Raw genomic sequence first — 18,335 nt, 5'->3', positions numbered from 1 at the left:
CCCCACATGCGTCGCCGCGCCGCGCTCCGCACTGCCGTGCCGGCTGCCGGACTGGCGATGGCGCTGGCGATCTCGGTGACGGCGGGGCTGTCCGTGGCGCAGGCGCAGGACACCGCGGTCTCCGTCCGGCTCCTCGCCTTCAACGACCTCCACGGCAGCCTCGAACCGCCGCCCGGCATCCGCAGTCAGGTGAAGCACGCCGACGGCTCGCTGGTCCCGGCCGGCGGTGCCGCCTACCTGGCCGCGTACGTCGATCAGCTGCGCGGCCAGGCGACGCATTCACTGCTGTATTCGGTGGGCGACAGCTGGGGATCGTCGGCGCTCGAATCCGCGATGTTCCACGACGAACCGACCGTGCAGCTGCTCAACAGGATGGGCGTCGACGCGTCCGCGATCGGCAATCACGAACTCGACGAGGGATACACGGAGTTCCGGCGTATGCAGACCGGAGGCTGCCACCCCACCGACGGCTGCCGCTTCGGAAACACGTTCGAGGGCGCGAACTTTCCGCTCCTCGCAGCGAACATGGAGTTCGACGACGGCGCGCCCGCGACCCTGCCGTTCACCGTCGACTACGTCGAGGGAATCCCGGTCGGGGTCATCGCGACCATGCCCGCCGACACCGCGACGATGGTGACCCCGGAGGGGGTGGGAGGGCTGCGTTTCACGGACGAACTCGCGGCCGTCGACCGGACCGCGGATCTCCTCGACTTCTTCGGTGTGCGGGCCATCGTGCTGCTGATGCACAAGGGAGCCGAACCCATCGCCGACAACGGTCCCAATTCGTGCGAGGTGACATCCGGCCCCGCTCGCGACCTCGCACTGCGGGCGTCCCCGAAGGTCGACGTCATCTTCACCGCCGACAACCACCAGCAGTACAACTGCTCGTTTCCCGACCCGATGGGGAACCCGCGCGTCATGATGCAGGGCGCGTCGCACGGGCGCATCGTGTCGGTGGTCGACGTGTCGGTCGACCGCACCACCCGCGACGTCCTGCGCGACCGCGCGTCGGCGTTCAATCAGGTGGTCACCCACGACATCCCGTCGGACCCCGACATCCAGGCGCTCGCCGACGGTGCCGCCGCCCAGGCCTCCGAGATCGGTGCGGCGCGCGTGGCGTCGTTGTCGGGCGACCTCACCCGCGACGAGACCGGCAGCGGCGAGTCCACCCTCGGTAACGTCGTCGCCGACGCCCAGCTCGCGGCGGGGTCCGGGCACGGCGCCCAGGTGGCACTCACCAACCCGGGTGGACTCCGCGAGGATCTGCTGCGCGGCCCGGACGGCGCTGTCACCTACGGGCAGGCCTACGCCGCCCAGCCCTTCGGCAATACCCTCGAGGTCCTGGCAGTCACCGGCACGACCCTGAAAACTGCCCTGGAGCAGCAGTTCCAGCCGCGCGGAGACGGCACGATCACGGAGCGGATCCTCGCCCCGTCGAGTTCGCTGGCGTACACCATGAATCGTTCGGCGACTGTCGGCGAACGCATCTCGGACATCCGGGTGAACGGCGACGCCGTCGTCCCCGAGGGCACCTACCGGGTGGCCGTCAACAAGTTCCTCGCCGACGGCGGTGACGGTTTCGACGCTTTCCGCACCCGCGCCGAGGCCGTGCACGCGGGCTGCGACCTCGACGCGTTCACGGCGTATCTGGGGACGAATTCACCGGTGACGACACCGAACACCGACCGGATCACCGTGGTCGGCTAGAGACGCCGGTCAGACGCCGAGCGCGCTCTTCAGGACGGGCCACGACGTGCGCAGTTCGTCCTGCCAGTACGGCCACGAATGCGTGCCGAAGTGGCGGTAGATGAACGTCGCGGGGATCGCGAGGTGGGTCAGGCGCTGCTGGAACGTCTGCGTGCAGAGGTTCGCCGCCGCCTCGAGGGGGCCGCCCACCGCGATCGTGGACGCGATGTCTCCGCTGATCTCGTACGGTCCGGGGAGCCCGTTGCCCGTCGAGATGTAGATCTGCTTGCCGCGCAGGGCTTCGGCGTTCACCGAGGGGTCGTGCGCGGTCCAGGCCGGATCGGTGTCGGGACCCCACATGTTGGCCGGGTTGCCGCCCTTGAACGCCACCGTGCCCCGCACCGAGTCCCGCGAGCTGGGCTGGGTGTTGTCGAGGCATCCGCTGTAGGCGGCGAGCCCGCGGTAGAGCTGCGGGTGCCGGGTGACGAGGTTGGCGGCTCCCATCGCGCCCATCGACACACCCGCGACGGCATTGACGCCGTTGCCGCTGAAGTTCTTGTCGATGATCGGCGGGAGTTCGTTGGCCAGGAATGTCTCCCACTTGTTGACCCCCAGCGTGGGGTCGGGCTGCTGCCAGTCGGTGTAGTAGCTGGCGGTGCCGCCGACCGGGAGCACCACGTTGACCTTCTTGTCGGCGAAGAACTGGACCACGTCCGTCTTCTGCGTCCAGGTGCTTTCCCGGAAGTCCGACTCGGCGCCTGCGCTGACCCCGTCGAGCAGGTACAGCGACGGCCTGGATCCGCCACCGGCGGGGTGCAGCACCTGCACCTGCACGACGCGGCCCATGGCGGGGGAATTGATGAAGACGGCACTACGGGTGTCGGTGAGCGGCACGATCTTGTCGACGCTCGCGACGCCATTCAACGGAGGCGCGACCGGAGCAGGCGCCGGATCGGCCACTGCAGTGAACGCCGGCCCCATGAGGGTCAGTGACACTGCCAGACCGACGGCAGCCAATGCTTCGCGACGCATAAAGAAATCCCTCTTCCCCGGACTGTGTGGACCCCGATTGCACAGTACAAACTGCGTCCGGTCAACAAGAGCTTAGAGGTTTTGTGACAGCTGTGTGCTCCAGCGTGATCGGGTTGTAGTCATCACGGTCCGCGGCCGGTCGTCCGGGCTCATCCGCCTCGGCAGACGCACCCGTTTCACGCAGCCGAACCCCTTCCGGGGCCCTGACGGGTGCGGCTACTCAGAAGGGGTGCGTGTGGATGACTTGCCGTTACTTGGGCAGGGCGGACTTCAGCTGGTCGAGACCGTCGCCGCCGAGTTCGTCGAGCGCGGCGCGGCGACCCGTCATCGCCAGCACGAGCGCCAGCATCGGCCCGGAGACCTCGGGCCCCGATCCGGTGGACCAGTCGGTGTCGGTTGCCCGCAGCGTCAGTCCCGCGACCCGGGACTTCGACCCGATCAGCAGGTTCGAGTTCTTGTAGAAGTCGGCGACGCGGACGACCGCGTCCATCGGGTACTCGTGTGCGATCCCGAGCGGTCTGCGGATGTCCTCGGCGTGGACGATGATCTCGCCCAGCATGGCGTCGATCGGGCCGGGCGGGCGCGTGGAGTCACTCATGTGCGCCCGGAACTCGTCGAGCGACTCCGCCGGTGTTCCTTCCTCTTCGTGTGCGATGTCCTTCTCGAACATGGTGTTGATCCGGAATCCCGACCCGACGAGTTTTCCGACGAACTTCGGCGGCGTCATCTTCTCCGTCGCCGTGATGTGCGCGAACACGTCCCGCACGGTCCACCGTTCGCAGAGCGACGGCGTCGACCACTGGATATCGGTCAGCGGTTCGAGGTCGTCCACCAGGGCGCGGCGTTCGTCGTGAATCGTGGGCCAGGGGCTTGACGTTGTCATTTCTCACTCCCTCGTCGCCATGAATTCTCCCACCTCACGACCGCTGCGGCGAGACCCATTGCACAACGTGTTAGTCACGACTAACGTATTGGTCGTGCTCGATCAGTTGGAAGTCGCAGCTGAGCCCACCCGGAGACGCCTCATGCAACTGCTGACGTCAGGTGAACAGACCGTCAACAACCTCGCCGCACACTTCCCCGCGAGCCGGTCGGCGATATCGCAACATCTCCGGGTGCTCACCGAGGCCGGGCTGGTTACTGCGCGCAAGGACGGACGCTTCAGGTACTACCGGCTCGACCCACAGGGACTCGCGCAACTGCGCGCGTTGTTCGACTCCTTCTGGATCGACGAACTCGACCGCCTCGTCGCGGACGCCACCGAGGAAGCAGCTTCCAAAGGAGACAGCTGATGCCATTCGACAAGACCGTCGTCGTCCCGCTGGACCCGGACGCCACGTTCGACCTCGTCACCCGACCGGAACGCTTGCGGCGATGGCAGACCGTCGCGGCCCGCGTCGACCTGCAGGCAGGTGGCGAGTACCGGTGGACCGTCGTTCCCGGACATTCGGCCGCGGGCACGTTCCGCGAGGTCGTGCCCGGCAAGCGGGTGGTGTACACGTGGGGCTGGGAAGGTGACGACGAACTCCCACCGGGAGCGTCCACCGTGACGGTGACACTCACCCCCACCGCCGGCGGGACCGAGGTGCGACTCGTGCACGACGGACTCACCGACGAACAGGCCGTCCGCCACGCGGAGGGCTGGAACCATTACCTCGACCGTCTCGTCGCCGCCGCGCAGAAGAGCGACGCCGGACCCGACGACTGGGCGGCCGCGCCCGATCCACTCGACGAACTGTCCAGTGCCGAGGCGACACTGGCCGTCGTCCAACGCGTTCTGCGCGACGTCACGGCCGACGACATGTCCAAGCAGACGGCGTGCACCGAGTTCACCGTCTCGCAGCTCGCCGACCATCTCGTCGGTTCGATCACGGCCCTCGGAGGCGCGGCGGGCGCGACGTTCGACGACGACCCCGGCAAACCTGTCGAGGCCAGAATCGCCGACCTCGCGCAACCCGCGCTGGAGGCGTGGCGCACTCGCGGGCTGGACGGCACGGTGACGATCGGGACGAACCACCCTCCCGCCACCGTCGCCGCGGGAATCCTCTCGATCGAATTCCTCGTCCACGCCTGGGATTTCGCCGCAGCAATCGGCGGCGACGTGGCCGTATCCGAGCCTCTCGCCGAATACGTGCTGTCGCTGACCCACAAGATCATCACGCCCGAAGGCAGGAAGGCCGTCGGGTTCGATGACCCCGTACCCGCCCCGCACACCAGCGACGCGGTCACCCGGCTCATCGCCTACACCGGTCGCCGCCCCGTCCCGGCGGCCTGACACCTCACACGGAAAGGGTCCAGTCATGCCCATCAAGTCGGAATACGCCCAGGGAACACCGGACTGGGTAGACCTGCAAACCAGCGATCAGGACGCCGCCAAGAAGTTCTATGCGGAACTGCTCGGCTGGGAATACGACGACCGGCCGATGCCCGAAGGCCCCGTCTACTCGATGGCCACCGTGCGCGGCGAGAACGTCGCCGCCATCGCGCCACTACAACCCGATGCGGCCGCAGCCGGGGCGCCGGCGAATTGGAACACCTACATCGCCGTCGACGACGTCGACGCGACGGTCGCGAAGGTCCCCGGCGCAGGCGGCCAGGTCCTGATGCCCGCGTTCGACGTGGGGGAAGCGGGCCGCATGTCCTTCGTCACCGACCCCACCGGGGCGGCCGTCGGATTGTGGCAGGCGAACAAGCACATCGGCGCCACCCTCGTCGGCGACCCGGGCGCCTGCCTGTGGAACGAACTGAACACCGACGACGTCGACACGGCGCTCGCGTTCTACAACAGCGTCTTCGGGATCACGTCGTCGAAGATGCCGATGGGACCGGAGTACACCTACACGCTGCTGGAGGTGGGCGACGACCAGGTCGGTGGATGCGGTGAGCCGATGAAGCCCGGCACCCCGAACCACTGGCGGGTGTACTTCGCCGTCGAGGACGTCGACGCCAGCGCCGCGAAGGCCGTCGAACTCGGCGGCACGATCGTCGAAGAAGCGATGGACATCCCCACCGTCGGTCGCATGGCCGCGGTCACCGACCCGCAGGGCGCGATCTTCAGCATCATGACGCCCGAGGAACGTCAGGATCAGTAGACCGTGAAGATGCCCAGACCCTCCGAGGAGGACAAACAGTTCTTCCGGTCGCTGATCCCCGACACCCCCGGCATCGAGGTGAAGCCGATGTTCGGCAACCTGGGCGCGTTCGTCAACGGCAACATGTTCGCCGGACTCCTCGGACCGAAAGTCGGGGTGCGATTCCTGACCGAGCAGGCGAGGGACGAGCTGGCGTCGTCCGACGGCGTCGGCCCGTTCGGTCCGGGAGAAAAGCCGCTACGCGAGTACCTGGCCCTGCCGGACCGGTGGCGCGACACCCCGAACCGCGCCGCACCGTGGGTGGAACGCGCGATCGCCGAGATCGGCGCACTGCCGCCGAAGCAGCCGAAACCCCGGAAGAGGTAGAGATACGACAACAGCCCTGACCTGGAAGAAACCAGATCAGGGCTGCCGGTCGTTGGCGGAAGCGGAGGGATTTGAACCCCCGGTCGCTTTCACGACGCTCGCTTTCAAGGCGAGTGCATTCGGCCGCTCTGCCACGCTTCCGTGGGCGATCTTATCGGTAGGGAGGCGTCGGCGGGCAACCGGTCAGCGGTCGCCGATGGCCTTGTCGACGCGTTCGAACACCTCGGCGAGAACCTTCAGCTGAGACTTGGTGAGCAGATCGACGAGGTTGCTGCGCACCCCGGCCACATGGGTGGGGGCCGCCTCGGCCAGCCGGGCGCGACCTTCGTCGGTGATGACGGCGAGCACTCCGCGGCCATCTTCGAGGCACGTGTCGCGGGTGACCATGCCCTGCGCTTCCATCCGCCGGATCTGGTGGGTGAGTCGGCTGCGGGAGGACAGGACGCCGTCCGCGAGATCGCTCATGCGCAGCGAACCGTCCGGCGACTCGGACAGCAGCACCAGAATGCGGTAATCCGCCAGCGACAGATCGTGTTTCTCCTGCAGATCCCGGTTGAGGACGTCCATCAGCCGCTGATTGCCGTCCATGTACCCGCGCCAGGCGCGCATCTCGGCCGGGGTCAACCAATTGGTCGCGGCTTCGGCGTCGGAGGTTTCTGCTGTCACAGGTTCACAGTCTAGTAGTGCGACATTACTTTCCAGTAGCGTGCGGTCCCGGGAACGCCGAGGGACCGCTGTGATCGGTCACATCCACCGGGCGCCGACGCATTTCGCTAGCGTCGTCCCCATGTATGCGATCACGATCGATCAACCGGGCGGCCCCGAAGTCATGAAGTGGGCGGAGCAGCCCGACCCGGAACTTCCACCCGGCCACGTCCTCCTCGACGTGGCCGCGACGGCCGTCAACCGCGCCGACCTGTTGCAGCGTCAGGGGTTCTATCCCCCGCCGCCCGGAGCCAGCGACATCCTCGGGCTCGAATGTTCCGGCACGATCGCCGAACTCGGCGAGGGAGTGTCGGGGTGGTCCGTCGGCGACCAGGTGTGTGCGCTGCTGGCCGGCGGCGGATATGCGGAGAAGGTGGCCGTCCCCGCGTCGCAGCTGCTCCCGCTGCCCGAAGGGGTGGACCTGCTCGTCGCCGCGTCGCTGCCGGAGGTCGCGTGCACGGTGTGGTCGAACGTCGTGATGGGCGCCGGACTGTCCCGCGGCGACGTGCTGCTGGTGCACGGCGGTGGCGGCGGCATCGGCACCCACGCCATCCAGGTGGGCGTCGCACTGGGGGCGCGCGTGGCCGTCACCGCCGGCTCCGAGGAGAAGCTGGCGCGCTGCCGCGAACTCGGCGCCGACATCCTCGTCAACTACCGCGAAGCCGATTTCGTCGACGAGATCCGCAAGGCGACCGATGGACACGGCGCCGATGTGATCCTCGACAACATGGGTGGCTCGTACCTCGACCGCAACGTCGACGTGCTTGCCGCCGACGGCCGGCTGGTCGTCATCGGCATGCAGGGCGGCCGCAAGGGCGAACTGGACCTCGGCAAGTTGCTGTCCAAGCGCGGCCACGTGACGGCGGCCGGACTGCGGGGGCGGGCCGAGTCGGGACACGAGGGCAAGGCCGAGATCGTCGCCGACGTCCGCAAGCGGCTGTGGCCGCTGATCGCAGAGGGCGCGGTCCAGCCCATCGTCTCGGCGGAACTGCCCATCACCGAGGCTCCGCGCGGGCATGAACTGCTGGACTCGGCGGACACCGTCGGCAAGGTGATCCTGACGATCCCGCGGAACTGACGGTCTGCCTGCTTCCGTCGCCCGATGTGACATTCGTCCACTCGAGCGGAACGAATGTCACATTGGGCGCACCGGGCGGCGGACGCAGCGGGCAAAGCGGGCGGCGGGCTCAGCCCAGGGTGGCGAGCTCGTTCACGAGCTGGTCGATCTCGTAGCGGGTGGTGTACGGCGCGAGACCGATGGTGACGGCGCCGCCCTCGTCGTTGACGCCGAGTGCGTCGAGCAGCCGGGAGCCGCCGTGGACGCCGCTGACGGTGGCGATGCGCTTGTCGGCGAGGTGCGACGCGACCTTGTCGGCCGAGACTCCGGCGACGGTGAAGCTGAGCGTCGGGACCCGGCTGGGCGAGCGCCCGATGACCATGACCTGCGGCAGCCGCTTCAGCGACGACATGAGGTGGTCGAACAGGGTGTCCTGGTAATTCTGCAGCGAGCTGATGGACGTCTCGAGTTTCTGACGCCGGGAACCGGTGGCCGATTCGTCGAGGTTCGCGAGGAAGTCGATCGACGTGGTGAGGCCGGCGAGGAGCGCGAACTGGTGCACCCCGACCTCGAGACGTTCGACACCCCGCGCATACGGGTTGAGCGACACGGCGGGGATGCGGTCGAGGAGGGTGGGGTCGCGGAAGACGAGCGCCCCGACCTGCGGCCCGCCCCAGGAGGTGGCGCCGACGGCGACGACGTCCGCTCCGAGTTCGTTGATGTCGACGTGCGCGTACGGGGCGGCGCCGATCGCGTCGACGACCATCAGTCCCCCGACTTCGTGGACGCGGTCCGAGGCGACGCGGACGTCGGGCGCCGATCCGACGATCGGGGATGCGGCGGTGAGTGCGACGAGACGCGTCGTGGTGGTGATGAGGTCCTGGAACTGCCAACTGGGGAGTTCGCACGTCTCGATCTCGACCTCCGCCCACCGCACCTGGGCGCCGTAGCGGCTGGCGACTCGGAGCCAGGGCGCGACGTTCGCTTCCTCGTCGAGGCGGGAGAGCACCAGCCCGGTTCCGAGGCCGAGTCGCGTGCTCAGCGACTCCGCCAGCCAGGCGAGGAGAACGGATCGGTCGGGTCCGAGTACGACCCCGGCGGGATCACCTCCGACCAGGTCGGCGACGGCTGCTCGGGCCGCATCGAGTACCGCCGCACTGCGCCGACTGGACACATGTCGCCCGGTCGACGAAGAGGCAGACGCCCGGAAGGCCGTGGAGACAGTGCGCGACACCGCGTCCGGAATCTGCATGCCGGCCTGCGGATCGAGATGGATCCAACCGTCGCCGAGTGAGGGGATGAGTCCCCGAACGCGGGCAACGTCGTAAGCCATGCCCGACACTCTAAGACCCCAAGTCAATACGGTCGAAGCCAGCCGTCGATTGTTGTGGAGTGCAACAAAGGTGGAATGGGCCCAAATCGGACGCACCTTCGCACTGCCGAGCGGGAACAGCCAAGATGGAGGCATGACGAACTCGGAGAATGAACACGTCGTCGTGATCGGCCCCGACGGTCAGCCCATGGCCATCCCCGTCGCCGAGGCCGCGACCAAGCCCGAGGGCTCCGAATCCGCCGCGGACGCGAACGGCAACGGCACGGAGTCGGTGGCCGACATGGTGGAGCAGCCGGCCAAGGTCATGCGCATCGGCACGATGATCAAACAGCTCCTCGAGGAAGTGCGCGCCGCACCGCTCGACGACGCCAGCCGCAACCGGTTGAAGGAGATCCACAAGTCGTCGATCCACGAGCTCGAGCAGGGCCTCGCCCCCGAGCTGCGCGACGAGCTCGAACGTCTCACCCTGCCCTTCACCGACGACACCACCCCCACCGACGCCGAACTCCGCATCGCGCAGGCGCAGCTGGTGGGGTGGCTCGAAGGACTGTTCCACGGCATCCAGACGGCCCTGTTCGCCCAGCAGATGGCGGCCCGCTCCCAGCTCGAACAGATGCGTCAGGGAGCACTGCCTCCGGGCATCAGCATGGGCAACCCGCACGGGGCGCACAATCACGATCCGGGGTCGCAGTCGAGCGGTACCGGCCAGTACCTGTAGCAACGGGCGAAACAGCATGGAACTCGACTCCCGGTAGGCTCGGTGCCCGTGTCAGCATCCGCTATCGAAACCGAGGCCGCAGGCGGCCCGCTCCCGGCGTCCGACTCGCAGACCTTCCGTCGCGCGTTCAAGGACCTCAGGGACGGCTTCGCTCAGCGCGAGCTGTGGCTGAGCCTCGGCTGGCAGGACATCAAGCAGCGCTACCGCCGGTCGGTGATCGGCCCGTTCTGGATCACGATCGCGACCGGCGTGCAGGCCGCGGCGATGGGCATCCTGTACTCCGCCCTGCTGGACATCCCGCTGGACGAGTTCCTGCCGTACGTCACCGTGGGTCTGATCGTCTGGAACCTGATCAGCGCGAGCATCCTCGAAGGATCCGAGGTGTTCATCGCCAACGAGGGGCTGATCAAACAGTTGCCGTCGGCGCTGAGCGTCCACGTCTACCGGCTGGTGTGGCGGCAGCTGCTGCTGTTCGCCCACAACCTGGTGATCTACGTGGTCATGTTGTTCGCGTTCGGCGTGTGGCGGCACCTGACCTGGATGTCGCTGGCCGCGATCCCGGCGATCGCGCTGATCGTCGTCAACGCGGCGTGGGTGTCGATCATGTTCGGCATCTTCTCCACCCGGTACCGGGACATCGCGCCGATCCTCGGCAGCATGACGCTGCTGCTGTTCGTGCTGACACCGATCATGTGGACGACGCAGAGCCTCGAAGCCCAGGGCGGGCAGGCTGCCGAGCGCGTCAAGCTCGCCGAGCTGAACCCGCTGTTCCACTACCTCGACATCGTGCGCGCGCCCATGATCGGTCAGGACCAGCAGGCGTACCACTGGTACATCGTGCTGGCCATCACCGTCGTCGGGTGGGCCGCCGCCATCCTCGCGCTTCGCAAGTACCGGGCCCGAGTGCCCTACTGGGTTTAGGGGTCTGAAGCAATGACAGAGCATGTGAGTATCGAGACGCGGGACGCCTGCGTCGACTTCCCGATCTTCGACGCCAAGTCCCGGTCGCTGAAGAAGGCGTTCCTCGGCAAGGCCGGCGGGTCGATCGGGCGCAACAACTCGGACGTCGTGGTGGTCGAGGCCCTGCGCGACATCAACCTGTCGCTGAAGGAAGGCGACCGGATCGGCCTGGTCGGCCACAACGGCGCCGGCAAGTCGACGCTGTTGAGGCTGCTGTCCGGCATCTACGAACCCACCCGCGGCAGCGCGAGCATCCGCGGCCGCGTGGCCCCGGTCTTCGACCTCGGTGTGGGCATGGACCCCGAGATCTCCGGCTACGAGAACATCATCATCCGCGGACTGTTCCTCGGGCAGACCCGCAAGCAGATGCTCGCGAAGATGGACGAGATCGCCGAGTTCACCGAGCTGGGCGAGTACCTGTCGATGCCGCTGCGCACGTATTCCACCGGTATGCGCGTGCGCGTCGCGATGGGTGTGGTCACCAGCATCGACCCGGAGATCCTGCTGCTCGACGAGGGCATCGGCGCCGTCGACGCGGAGTTCATGAAGAAGGCACGCGTGCGTCTGCAGGCGCTGGTGGAGCGCTCCGGCATCCTGGTGTTCGCCAGCCACTCCAACGAGTTCCTCGCCCAGCTCTGCGACAGGGCGATGTGGATCGACCACGGTCAGATCCGGCAGCAGGGCGGCATCGAGGACGTCGTCCGCGCGTACGAGGGTGACGACGCCGCCGACCACGTCCGCCACGTCATCTACGAGATGGACCGGGAGAAGTCCGGGCTCACCGCTTCGGCCGAACGGGACGCCCGTAGCGACAGATCGAACGAGCGACCCGTTCGTACGGCCGCGGAAGCCGAGGCGGAGTCCGCGTGAGCGCTGCTGCCGAGCGGATTGTCGGTGTCGTCGTCACCCACAAGCGCCGCGAACTGCTGGCGGAGTCGCTGAAGGTCCTCGGCTCGCAGACGCGTCCGCTGGACCATCTGGTGGTCGTGGACAACGCCGCCGAGGACGACGTGCGTGAGCTCGTCGAATCGTCCGGGATCCCTGTCAGCTACCTCGGTTCGCAGCACAACCTGGGCGGGGCGGGCGGCTTCGCGCTCGGCATCCTGTACGCCCTCTCGCTCGGCGCCGACTGGGTGTGGCTCGCCGACGACGACGGACGGCCCGAGGGGCCGAAGGTCCTGGAGACGCTGCTCGACTGCGCGCAACGGCACGGGCTGGCCGAGGTCTCCCCCGTGGTCTGCGACATCGACGACCCCGACCGTCTCGCGTTCCCGCTGCGCCGCGGGGTGGAGTGGCGACGGCTGCGTTCCGAACTGTTCGCCGACGGCGACGACTCCGCCGACCTGCTGCCGGGCATCGCGTCGCTGTTCAACGGCGCCCTGTTCCGCGCGTCGGCGATCGACACGGTCGGCGTTCCCGACCTGCGTCTGTTCGTCCGCGGCGACGAGGTGGAGGTGCATCGCCGGCTGGTGCGGTCGGGGCTGCCGTTCGGCACCTGCCTGCAGACGGCGTACGTGCACCCGAACGGCGCGGAGGAGTTCAAGCCGATCCTCGGCGGCCGGATGCACACGCAGTACCCGGACAACGAGACGAAGCGGTTCTTCACCTACCGCAACCGCGGCTATCTGCTGTCCCAGCCGGGCATGCGGAAGCTGCTGCCGCAGGAATGGGTGCGGTTCGGGTGGTACTTCCTCGTCACGCGGCGTGATCCGCAGGGTCTGCGGGAGTGGATGCGGTTGCGGAAGCTGGGCCGTCAGGAGCGGTTCGAGCGCCCGTAATTCGGTTGCGCCCGGGTTCCGCCGGGTGGGAGCATCGTGGGGTTCCGGTCTGAGAATCTCGATGTGTTGCGAAGGAGTGAGTGTCCGATGACTGTCTCGTCGGTCGACGCCGTGTGCGTCCACTCCCCCTTCCCCCTCGCCTGACCGAACCCGCGCAGTGGTCCGGTCGGCGCTCATCGACCCGAGGATCACACCCACCATGTTCGACCCTGGACAACTCCTGCCCTACGGCTGGAACGACACACTTTCCGACACCTTCGACAACTACCCGGCCGACGGTCGCGAGCCCGGTCGGGTGATCCGCGTGGACCGCGGTCGCTGCGACGTCGCGACGCCCGCGGGCGTCGTCCGCGCGCTCGCGGGCGAGCACCCGCTCTGCACCGGCGACTGGGTGACGCTCCACCCTCACGGTGACGAGATTGCCGTCGCCGACCTGCTCCCCCGGCGCAGCGCGATCGTCCGGTCGTCCGCGTCCGGCCGGTCGGAGGGCCAGCTCCTCGCGGCCAACGTCGACACGGTGGTGATCGCCGCCGCACTCGACACCGCCCTCGATCTCGGACGCATCGAACGCCTGCTCGCCCTGGCGTGGGAGAGCGGCGCCCAACCGGTGGTCGCGCTCACCAAATCCGATACCGTGCAGGATGTTTCCCTCGCGACCGCGGAGGTGGCGGCGGTAGCGCCGGGTGCGACGGTGCTCGCGGTGAGCGCCGACACCGGCGACGGCATCGACGTCCTCACCGCCGTCATCGACGGAACGGTCGCGCTCATCGGACCGTCCGGCGCGGGCAAGTCGACGCTCGCGAACGCGTTGCTCGGCGAGGATGTGCTCGCCACCGGTCGTGTCCGCGAGGGCGACCACAAGGGACGTCACACGACGGCGCACCGCGAACTCCTGCCGCTGCCCTCCGGGGGTGCCCTGATTGACACGCCGGGACTGCGGGGTGTCGGCATGTGGGACACCGCCGACGGCATCGACAAGACGTTTCCCGAGATCGAGGAGTTCGCGGCGCAGTGCCGGTTCGCGGACTGCTCGCACACGGCCGAACCCGGCTGCGCGGTGCTCGACGCATTGGAGCGCGGCGCACTGCCCGAGCGCAGGCTTGCCAGCTACCGCAAGCTGATTCGGGAGAACGGGTGGATCGCGTCACGCACCGACGCGAGGCTCCGAGCCGAGCGTGAACGCGAGTGGAAGAGCATCGCCCGCTGGCAGCGGCAGATGTACCGCAGTCGCGGTAACTGACACGGGCGCCGACCCGCATCCCGGTTCGAGCGGTGAGCCGGGATGCGGACTGGCAACATGGGTATATGTTCGATCTTCGGAGAAAGGCCCGTCTCAAGCTTCAACGTGCCATGTCCGAGGTGGTGGCCGAATCGGATCGGCGGTCCCGCGAGCTCACCGAGAACCAGCACGACCAGACCCTGGCCGAGCTGAGCGCGACCAACCAGGAACTCGCGCGGGTGCTGTCCGAGCTGTCCGATGCCCGCATGGAGATCTCCGACGTCCAGCAGCGGCTCGGCGAACTCGAGCAGCAGGCCCGCCGCGACATCACGCAGGCGCTGGACGTGCGGGCCACGAACGAGGCCGCAGCGTTCGTGCTCGAGCACATGCCGAAGGCGCCCGTGTTCTGGAATCCGCAGGACACACTGCGCTACGGACTGTCGCAGGTGGAGGTCGAGGGACTGGCCCTCGAGTTCGGGGTGGCGTCGGGCACCACGCTCCGGATCATCGTCGAACAGTTGAAGGACGCCGAGCACGAGGTGTTCGGGTTCGACGTGTTCTCCGGTCTGCCGCAGACCTGGCGCACCGGATTTCCCGCCGGGGAGTTCGCGCAGCAGAAACTGCCGCACGTGCGGGGCGCGCAGCTGGTGCCCGGACTGTTCGAGGACACGCTGGCGGGCTTCCTCGAGAAGCACCCTGGACCGGTGTCGTTCGTGCATCTCGACGCCGACCTGTACTCGTCCACGAAGTCGGTGCTCGACCGGCTCGAACGGCGGCTGGTCGCGGGCACGGTGATCGTGTTCGACGAGTTCTTCAACTTCCCGGGCTGGCAGGAGCACGAGTACCGGGCGTGGACGGAGTTCGTCGACCGCACCGGCGTCCGCTTCGAGTACCTGAGTTACACCGCGAACCACGAGCAGGTGGTCGTGCGGATCACCGCACCAGCTTCACCGCCTGCGTGACGTTGAACGTCGCGCGTTCGTCGATCCGCAGCCCGGACCGCGCGAGCACGGCGAACGCCTCGGTCTCCTCGAAGTGGTACGGCGGCAGCGTCCACACCTCGTTGGACGTGTGCCGGATGACGCGCTCGGTGTCGCGGTCGTAGTCGGTGAAGAACCAGACCACGAAGCAGGAGTCGATCGGGCCCGCGAGGTCCGGGACGGCGAGTTCGTCGTCCCACAGCGACCCCCGGCTCGCGGCCGTGGTCCCGAGCCCGATGTCGCGGGTGCCGTCGAATGCCTCCGGCCGCACGTTCTTCACGAGCCGCAGCGATGTGGGGTTCCAGGCCGGTTTGTCGAACAGCACGCAGTCGCCGGGACGGAGGTGTTCCCCGGCGAAACCGTTGACGGTGCTGAAGTCCATGCCGCTGGGTTTCGCCCACTGCTCGCGCTGGTCGAGGTAACTCGGCGATGCGGCCACCGCGAACACCGCGATCACCGCCGCGGACTGCCACCACTTCCGGGTCAGGGCGGCCAGGCAGAGTCCGCCGACGAGGGCCACCGCGGGCGTCGTGAATGTGAAGTACCGCGGGAGATACACCGGGCTGCGCAGAAGCGAATACGCGAGCAGCGCCGCCATCGGCACCGCGATCCACGGCAGCGCGACGGACAGCACCGGGGGCAGACGGCGACCGCGCACCAGCGCCACCGACCCGGCCGCCACCAGGACGGCGAACAGCACCGCGAACCACGGTGCGCCGACGAACCACTGGTACTCGGCGACGGCCCGCGGCAGGTGCCCGTCGAGCGGCGGGATCCACGCCACCTGGACGGATTCGCGGCGCACCAGCACCACGAACGGCGCCGCGACCAGCGCCCCCGCTGCCGCGGCGAACGTCCATCCGAGCCAGGACCGCCGGGCCTCGCGCAGCAGCAGGATCGTCAGCAGGTGCGCGGGAACGAGGGTGATCAGGTAGACGAACAACACGATCGACACCGCCAGGCCGGCGGCGTACAGCGCCCACAGCCACCACCGCCGGAGCCTCAGTGCCGCAAGGAGAATCACGGTCAGCCAGACCGCGGCCGCCGCCGTGGCCGCGTAGCCGCGAGCCTCCGCGGCCGCCCACGTGACGCTGGGCAGGATCACGAACAGGATCCCGGACGGCACCGCCACCCGCCTGGTCGAGATCAGCGCACCGAGCACCACCACCCCTGCGCCCGCCGCGCCCGCGGCCAGGGCGCTCGGGAACCGGGCCGAGAACTCGGAGGCACCGAACGTCGCGAACCAGTAGCGCATCCCGACGTAGTACAGCCCGTGCACGGCATCGATGTGGCCGAGCAGATTCGACAGGTCGGGGCGGGACCGCTGACTCGAGTACAGCGTCGCGACCTCGTCGTACCAGAACGACGGACGCCAACTCCACGCCGCGCCGAGCACCACACCGACAGCGAAGACGAGGAACGAATCCCGGAGCAGCCCCCGCACATCGCGGGCCTGCAACGGTCCGGCCGACGTCACTGACCGTAGAGGCGAGCCCAGTTCTCCCGGCTGGTGAGCTGCGGCAACGCATCCCGGTACTGGCGCTGCGTCGACGCCGCATCCTCGCGGAACCGCTTCATCAGCTTCGCCGTCCGGGCCGTGAGCTCCCGGGCCGTCTCCTTGTCGCGGCGGCGCACCCGCACCCCGGACTGGGAGGCGTCGGTGATGACCGCGGTGTCGAACAACGACACGTGCCACCAGTGTGCCTCGGCCACAGGGATACTCGCGACATCGTGCTGGGTGCGGCCGAGCCACTGGTACGCGGCCCGCTTGGCGAGGACGAGGTCGATCTTGCTCTTGTCCGGCTCGAAACCGGCGTACCGGGTGACGAGGTCGGAGTTGCGGACACCGGGAATGTTCGACGCGGGGTGCTTGACGGTTTCGGGGAACCGCTTGCGCTCCTCACGGATCGACGCCAGCACGGCCTGACCGCCGTCCTCGAGCACCTTCGGGCCCTCGAGGAAGTCCTCGATACCGCGAATCATGGTGTACGCCAACCCGTACTGCATCGACACGAGGTACTGGGTGATCTCCCGCGTCATCCTCTTGCTCAGCGACTTGGCGTCGAAGTCACTGTGCAGCGCGGCCGCGATCAGCGAGTTGCGGATGCTGAAGTACTTGGCCCAGTCATCGCGGTCTTTCCAGTGGAAGTCCGCGTGCCACACACCGGCGTTGGGCAGGGTGACCGTGACGAATCCGGCGGCGCGGGCGCGGATGCCGTACTCGATGTCGTCCCACTGGAAGAACATCGGCAGCGGGAGCCCGACCTGCGCGACCACCTCGGCGGGGATCAGACACGACCACCACGCGTTGTAGCCGGCGTCGACGCGCTTGTGCTGCTTCTTCTTGATCAGGTTGATGTCGTGCCGCGACCCGGCCGCCCAGCGGCCCGCCTTCAGCTTCGACAGGTCCGCTTCCTCGGCGCTGACGTGCAGGTGCTCCGGGTTCATCAGGTACAGCATCTGCGCGCCGACGAGCGTCGGCTCCGTGGTGACGTTGGCGAATGCGTTCATCCGCAGGATCGACTCCGGCTCGCACAGGATGTCGTCGTCCATCAGGATCAGGTTGGCGTGCTCGTTGATGCCCGAGACCTCGTACATGCCGCGGGTGAATCCGCCGGCCCCGCCGAGATTCGGCTGCCGCAGGTAGACGAGCTTGTCGCCCAGGATCTCGGCGACCTCGGTGAACTTCTCCCGGTCCGAGACGTGGTCGCTGCCCTGGTCGACCACGTACACGGCGTCGATGCCGGACGCCATCGTCGAGTCGTTCGCGATGGCGGCGACGGTCTCGGCGCAGTCGTCGGCGCGGTTGAACGTGCAGATCGCGATCGCGGCGGGCCGGATCACCGACGGTGCGGCGACGGTCCACTCCAGTTCGCTCACCGCGAGGGGGCCGTCGACGGCGGTGAACTCCACCCACAGGGAGCCGCCGTCGAGGTACGCGTCCAGCTTCGCCGACAGCGTCGCCGTGCCCGAGCCGTCGATCTGCGTCGTCGCGAGGATGCGCGAGTTTCCGCCCGAATCGGAGCCGCGCAGCGCCACCACGGCGCGTCCGTCGGCCTCGTGGTGGAACCCGACGGTCACGTCGGTGACCGTGGTCCAGCGCTGGTAGTAGCTGGCCGCGAACCGGCCGAAGTAGGTGTCGGTGTCGACCGTCGCACCCTTCTCGAGGTTCACGACGTGGCGCTCGCGGTGGGCGCGGCCCTTGACGATCCTGGCGTACAGGTCGTCCTTGACCCGGGTGGTCGGTCCCGTGAAGAGACCTCGCGCCACCACGAGGCGGTCGGGTGCGCGATGCTCGGTGAGAGCACTCCGTACCGCGGCCGTGCTCCCGTCCACAGGTGCTACCGACGCAGACTCGTTCATAGTGCTCCTACTGTTCCCCGCGAGAGGTGGGCTGGACCGCGCCACG

18 protein-coding genes and 1 tRNA gene are annotated in these 18,335 nt (G+C 68.2%); 12 read left to right on the top strand and 7 right to left on the bottom strand.

The window, feature by feature from the left end:
- Nucleotides 1–6 precede the first annotated feature (6 nt).
- Nucleotides 7–1,707, top strand: coding sequence for a bifunctional metallophosphatase/5'-nucleotidase (locus tag ACLIVD_RS02390; RefSeq protein WP_283353573.1), 1,701 nt, complete (start codon nt 7–9; stop codon nt 1,705–1,707).
- 9 nt (nt 1,708–1,716) lie between these two features.
- Here the strand turns inward: ACLIVD_RS02390 and ACLIVD_RS02385 are convergent, their stop codons facing one another.
- Both ACLIVD_RS02385 and ACLIVD_RS02380 read right to left on the bottom strand, forming a co-directional pair.
- A complete protein-coding gene (locus ACLIVD_RS02385; protein WP_105413986.1) occupies nt 1,717–2,718 on the bottom strand; it encodes an alpha/beta hydrolase in 1,002 nt (333 codons plus the stop codon).
- Between the two features lie 250 nt (nt 2,719–2,968).
- The gene (locus ACLIVD_RS02380) at nt 2,969–3,601 is read right to left on the bottom strand and encodes a maleylpyruvate isomerase family mycothiol-dependent enzyme (RefSeq protein WP_283353574.1); all 633 of its coding nucleotides are present in this window, start codon (nt 3,599–3,601) and stop codon (nt 2,969–2,971) included.
- A gap of 142 nt (nt 3,602–3,743) precedes the next feature.
- On the opposite strand from ACLIVD_RS02380, the gene ACLIVD_RS02375 reads away from it, so the two are divergent.
- Genes ACLIVD_RS02375 through ACLIVD_RS02360 form a run of 4 tightly spaced genes read left to right on the top strand, consistent with a single transcriptional unit; the run spans nt 3,744 to nt 6,176 of the window.
- Nucleotides 3,744–4,010, top strand: coding sequence for an ArsR/SmtB family transcription factor (locus ACLIVD_RS02375; protein ID WP_009477195.1), 267 nt, complete (start codon nt 3,744–3,746; stop codon nt 4,008–4,010).
- Nucleotides 4,010–4,993, top strand: a complete 984-nt coding sequence (locus ACLIVD_RS02370) for a TIGR03086 family metal-binding protein (RefSeq protein WP_283353576.1) — start codon at nt 4,010–4,012, stop codon at nt 4,991–4,993. Before ACLIVD_RS02375 ends, ACLIVD_RS02370 begins: the two co-directional genes overlap by 1 nt.
- Before the next feature lie 25 nt (nt 4,994–5,018).
- Entirely contained in the window at nt 5,019–5,810 is a 792-nt protein-coding gene (locus ACLIVD_RS02365; RefSeq protein WP_280781841.1) for a VOC family protein, read from the top strand.
- Nucleotides 5,811–5,813: 3 nt separating this feature from the next.
- Nucleotides 5,814–6,176, top strand: coding sequence for a TfoX/Sxy family protein (locus tag ACLIVD_RS02360; RefSeq protein WP_349307518.1), 363 nt, complete (start codon nt 5,814–5,816; stop codon nt 6,174–6,176).
- A gap of 53 nt (nt 6,177–6,229) precedes the next feature.
- Here ACLIVD_RS02360 and ACLIVD_RS02355 read toward each other — a convergent pair.
- Nucleotides 6,230–6,317: transfer RNA gene (locus ACLIVD_RS02355), tRNA-Ser, on the bottom strand.
- 42 nt (nt 6,318–6,359) lie between these two features.
- A complete protein-coding gene (locus tag ACLIVD_RS02350; RefSeq protein ID WP_005248780.1) occupies nt 6,360–6,842 on the bottom strand; it encodes a MarR family winged helix-turn-helix transcriptional regulator in 483 nt (160 codons plus the stop codon).
- A 121-nt stretch (nt 6,843–6,963) separates the two neighbouring features.
- Between ACLIVD_RS02350 and ACLIVD_RS02345 the strand changes: the two genes are divergently transcribed.
- On the top strand, nt 6,964–7,959 hold the full coding sequence (locus ACLIVD_RS02345; protein WP_280781843.1) for an NAD(P)H-quinone oxidoreductase: 996 nt from the start codon (nt 6,964–6,966) through the stop codon (nt 7,957–7,959).
- Nucleotides 7,960–8,068: 109 nt separating this feature from the next.
- On the opposite strand, the gene ACLIVD_RS02340 is transcribed toward ACLIVD_RS02345, so the two are convergent.
- Complete coding sequence (locus tag ACLIVD_RS02340; protein ID WP_105413992.1) at nt 8,069–9,271, bottom strand: cysteine desulfurase-like protein; 1,203 nt, start codon at nt 9,269–9,271, stop codon at nt 8,069–8,071.
- A gap of 133 nt (nt 9,272–9,404) precedes the next feature.
- Here ACLIVD_RS02340 and ACLIVD_RS02335 point away from each other — a divergent pair, with 133 nt between their 5' ends.
- The 6 genes from ACLIVD_RS02335 to ACLIVD_RS02310 all read left to right on the top strand — a co-directional run bounded on the left by ACLIVD_RS02335 (nt 9,405) and on the right by ACLIVD_RS02310 (nt 14,908).
- Complete coding sequence (locus ACLIVD_RS02335; protein WP_105413993.1) at nt 9,405–9,989, top strand: bacterial proteasome activator family protein; 585 nt, start codon at nt 9,405–9,407, stop codon at nt 9,987–9,989.
- A 48-nt stretch (nt 9,990–10,037) separates the two neighbouring features.
- Complete coding sequence (gene wzm / locus ACLIVD_RS02330) at nt 10,038–10,910, top strand: galactan export ABC transporter permease subunit Wzm/RfbD (protein WP_280781845.1); 873 nt, start codon at nt 10,038–10,040, stop codon at nt 10,908–10,910.
- 12 nt (nt 10,911–10,922) lie between these two features.
- Nucleotides 10,923–11,819 carry a galactan export ABC transporter ATP-binding subunit Wzt/RfbE gene (gene wzt, locus ACLIVD_RS02325; RefSeq protein ID WP_005571489.1) on the top strand — a complete coding sequence of 299 codons (897 nt, stop codon included), beginning with the start codon at nt 10,923–10,925 and terminating at the stop codon, nt 11,817–11,819.
- Entirely contained in the window at nt 11,816–12,727 is a 912-nt protein-coding gene (glfT1, locus tag ACLIVD_RS02320; RefSeq protein WP_007298361.1) for a galactofuranosyltransferase GlfT1, read from the top strand. The genes wzt and glfT1 overlap by 4 nt, the downstream gene beginning before the upstream one ends.
- A 157-nt stretch (nt 12,728–12,884) precedes the next feature.
- Nucleotides 12,885–13,967 carry a ribosome small subunit-dependent GTPase A gene (gene rsgA, locus ACLIVD_RS02315; RefSeq protein ID WP_491931876.1) on the top strand — a complete coding sequence of 361 codons (1,083 nt, stop codon included), beginning with the start codon at nt 12,885–12,887 and terminating at the stop codon, nt 13,965–13,967.
- Between the two features lie 65 nt (nt 13,968–14,032).
- On the top strand, nt 14,033–14,908 hold the full coding sequence (locus ACLIVD_RS02310) for a class I SAM-dependent methyltransferase (protein ID WP_105413996.1): 876 nt from the start codon (nt 14,033–14,035) through the stop codon (nt 14,906–14,908).
- Here the strand turns inward: ACLIVD_RS02310 and ACLIVD_RS02305 are convergent.
- Both ACLIVD_RS02305 and ACLIVD_RS02300 read right to left on the bottom strand, forming a co-directional pair.
- On the bottom strand, nt 14,880–16,403 hold the full coding sequence (locus tag ACLIVD_RS02305; protein WP_491931875.1) for a glycosyltransferase family 39 protein: 1,524 nt from the start codon (nt 16,401–16,403) through the stop codon (nt 14,880–14,882). The genes ACLIVD_RS02310 and ACLIVD_RS02305 overlap by 29 nt on opposite strands.
- Nucleotides 16,400–18,289: a glycosyltransferase gene (locus ACLIVD_RS02300; protein ID WP_491931874.1), complete on the bottom strand. Its 1,890-nt coding sequence runs from the start codon at nt 18,287–18,289 to the stop codon at nt 16,400–16,402. Before ACLIVD_RS02300 ends, ACLIVD_RS02305 begins: the two co-directional genes overlap by 4 nt.
- Nucleotides 18,290–18,335 lie beyond the last annotated feature (46 nt).

This window comes from Rhodococcus sp. G6(2025) (assembly GCF_058628105.1).
Note: the sequence above shows the minus strand (reverse complement) of the source record. Positions and strands in the feature narration are given on the sequence as shown.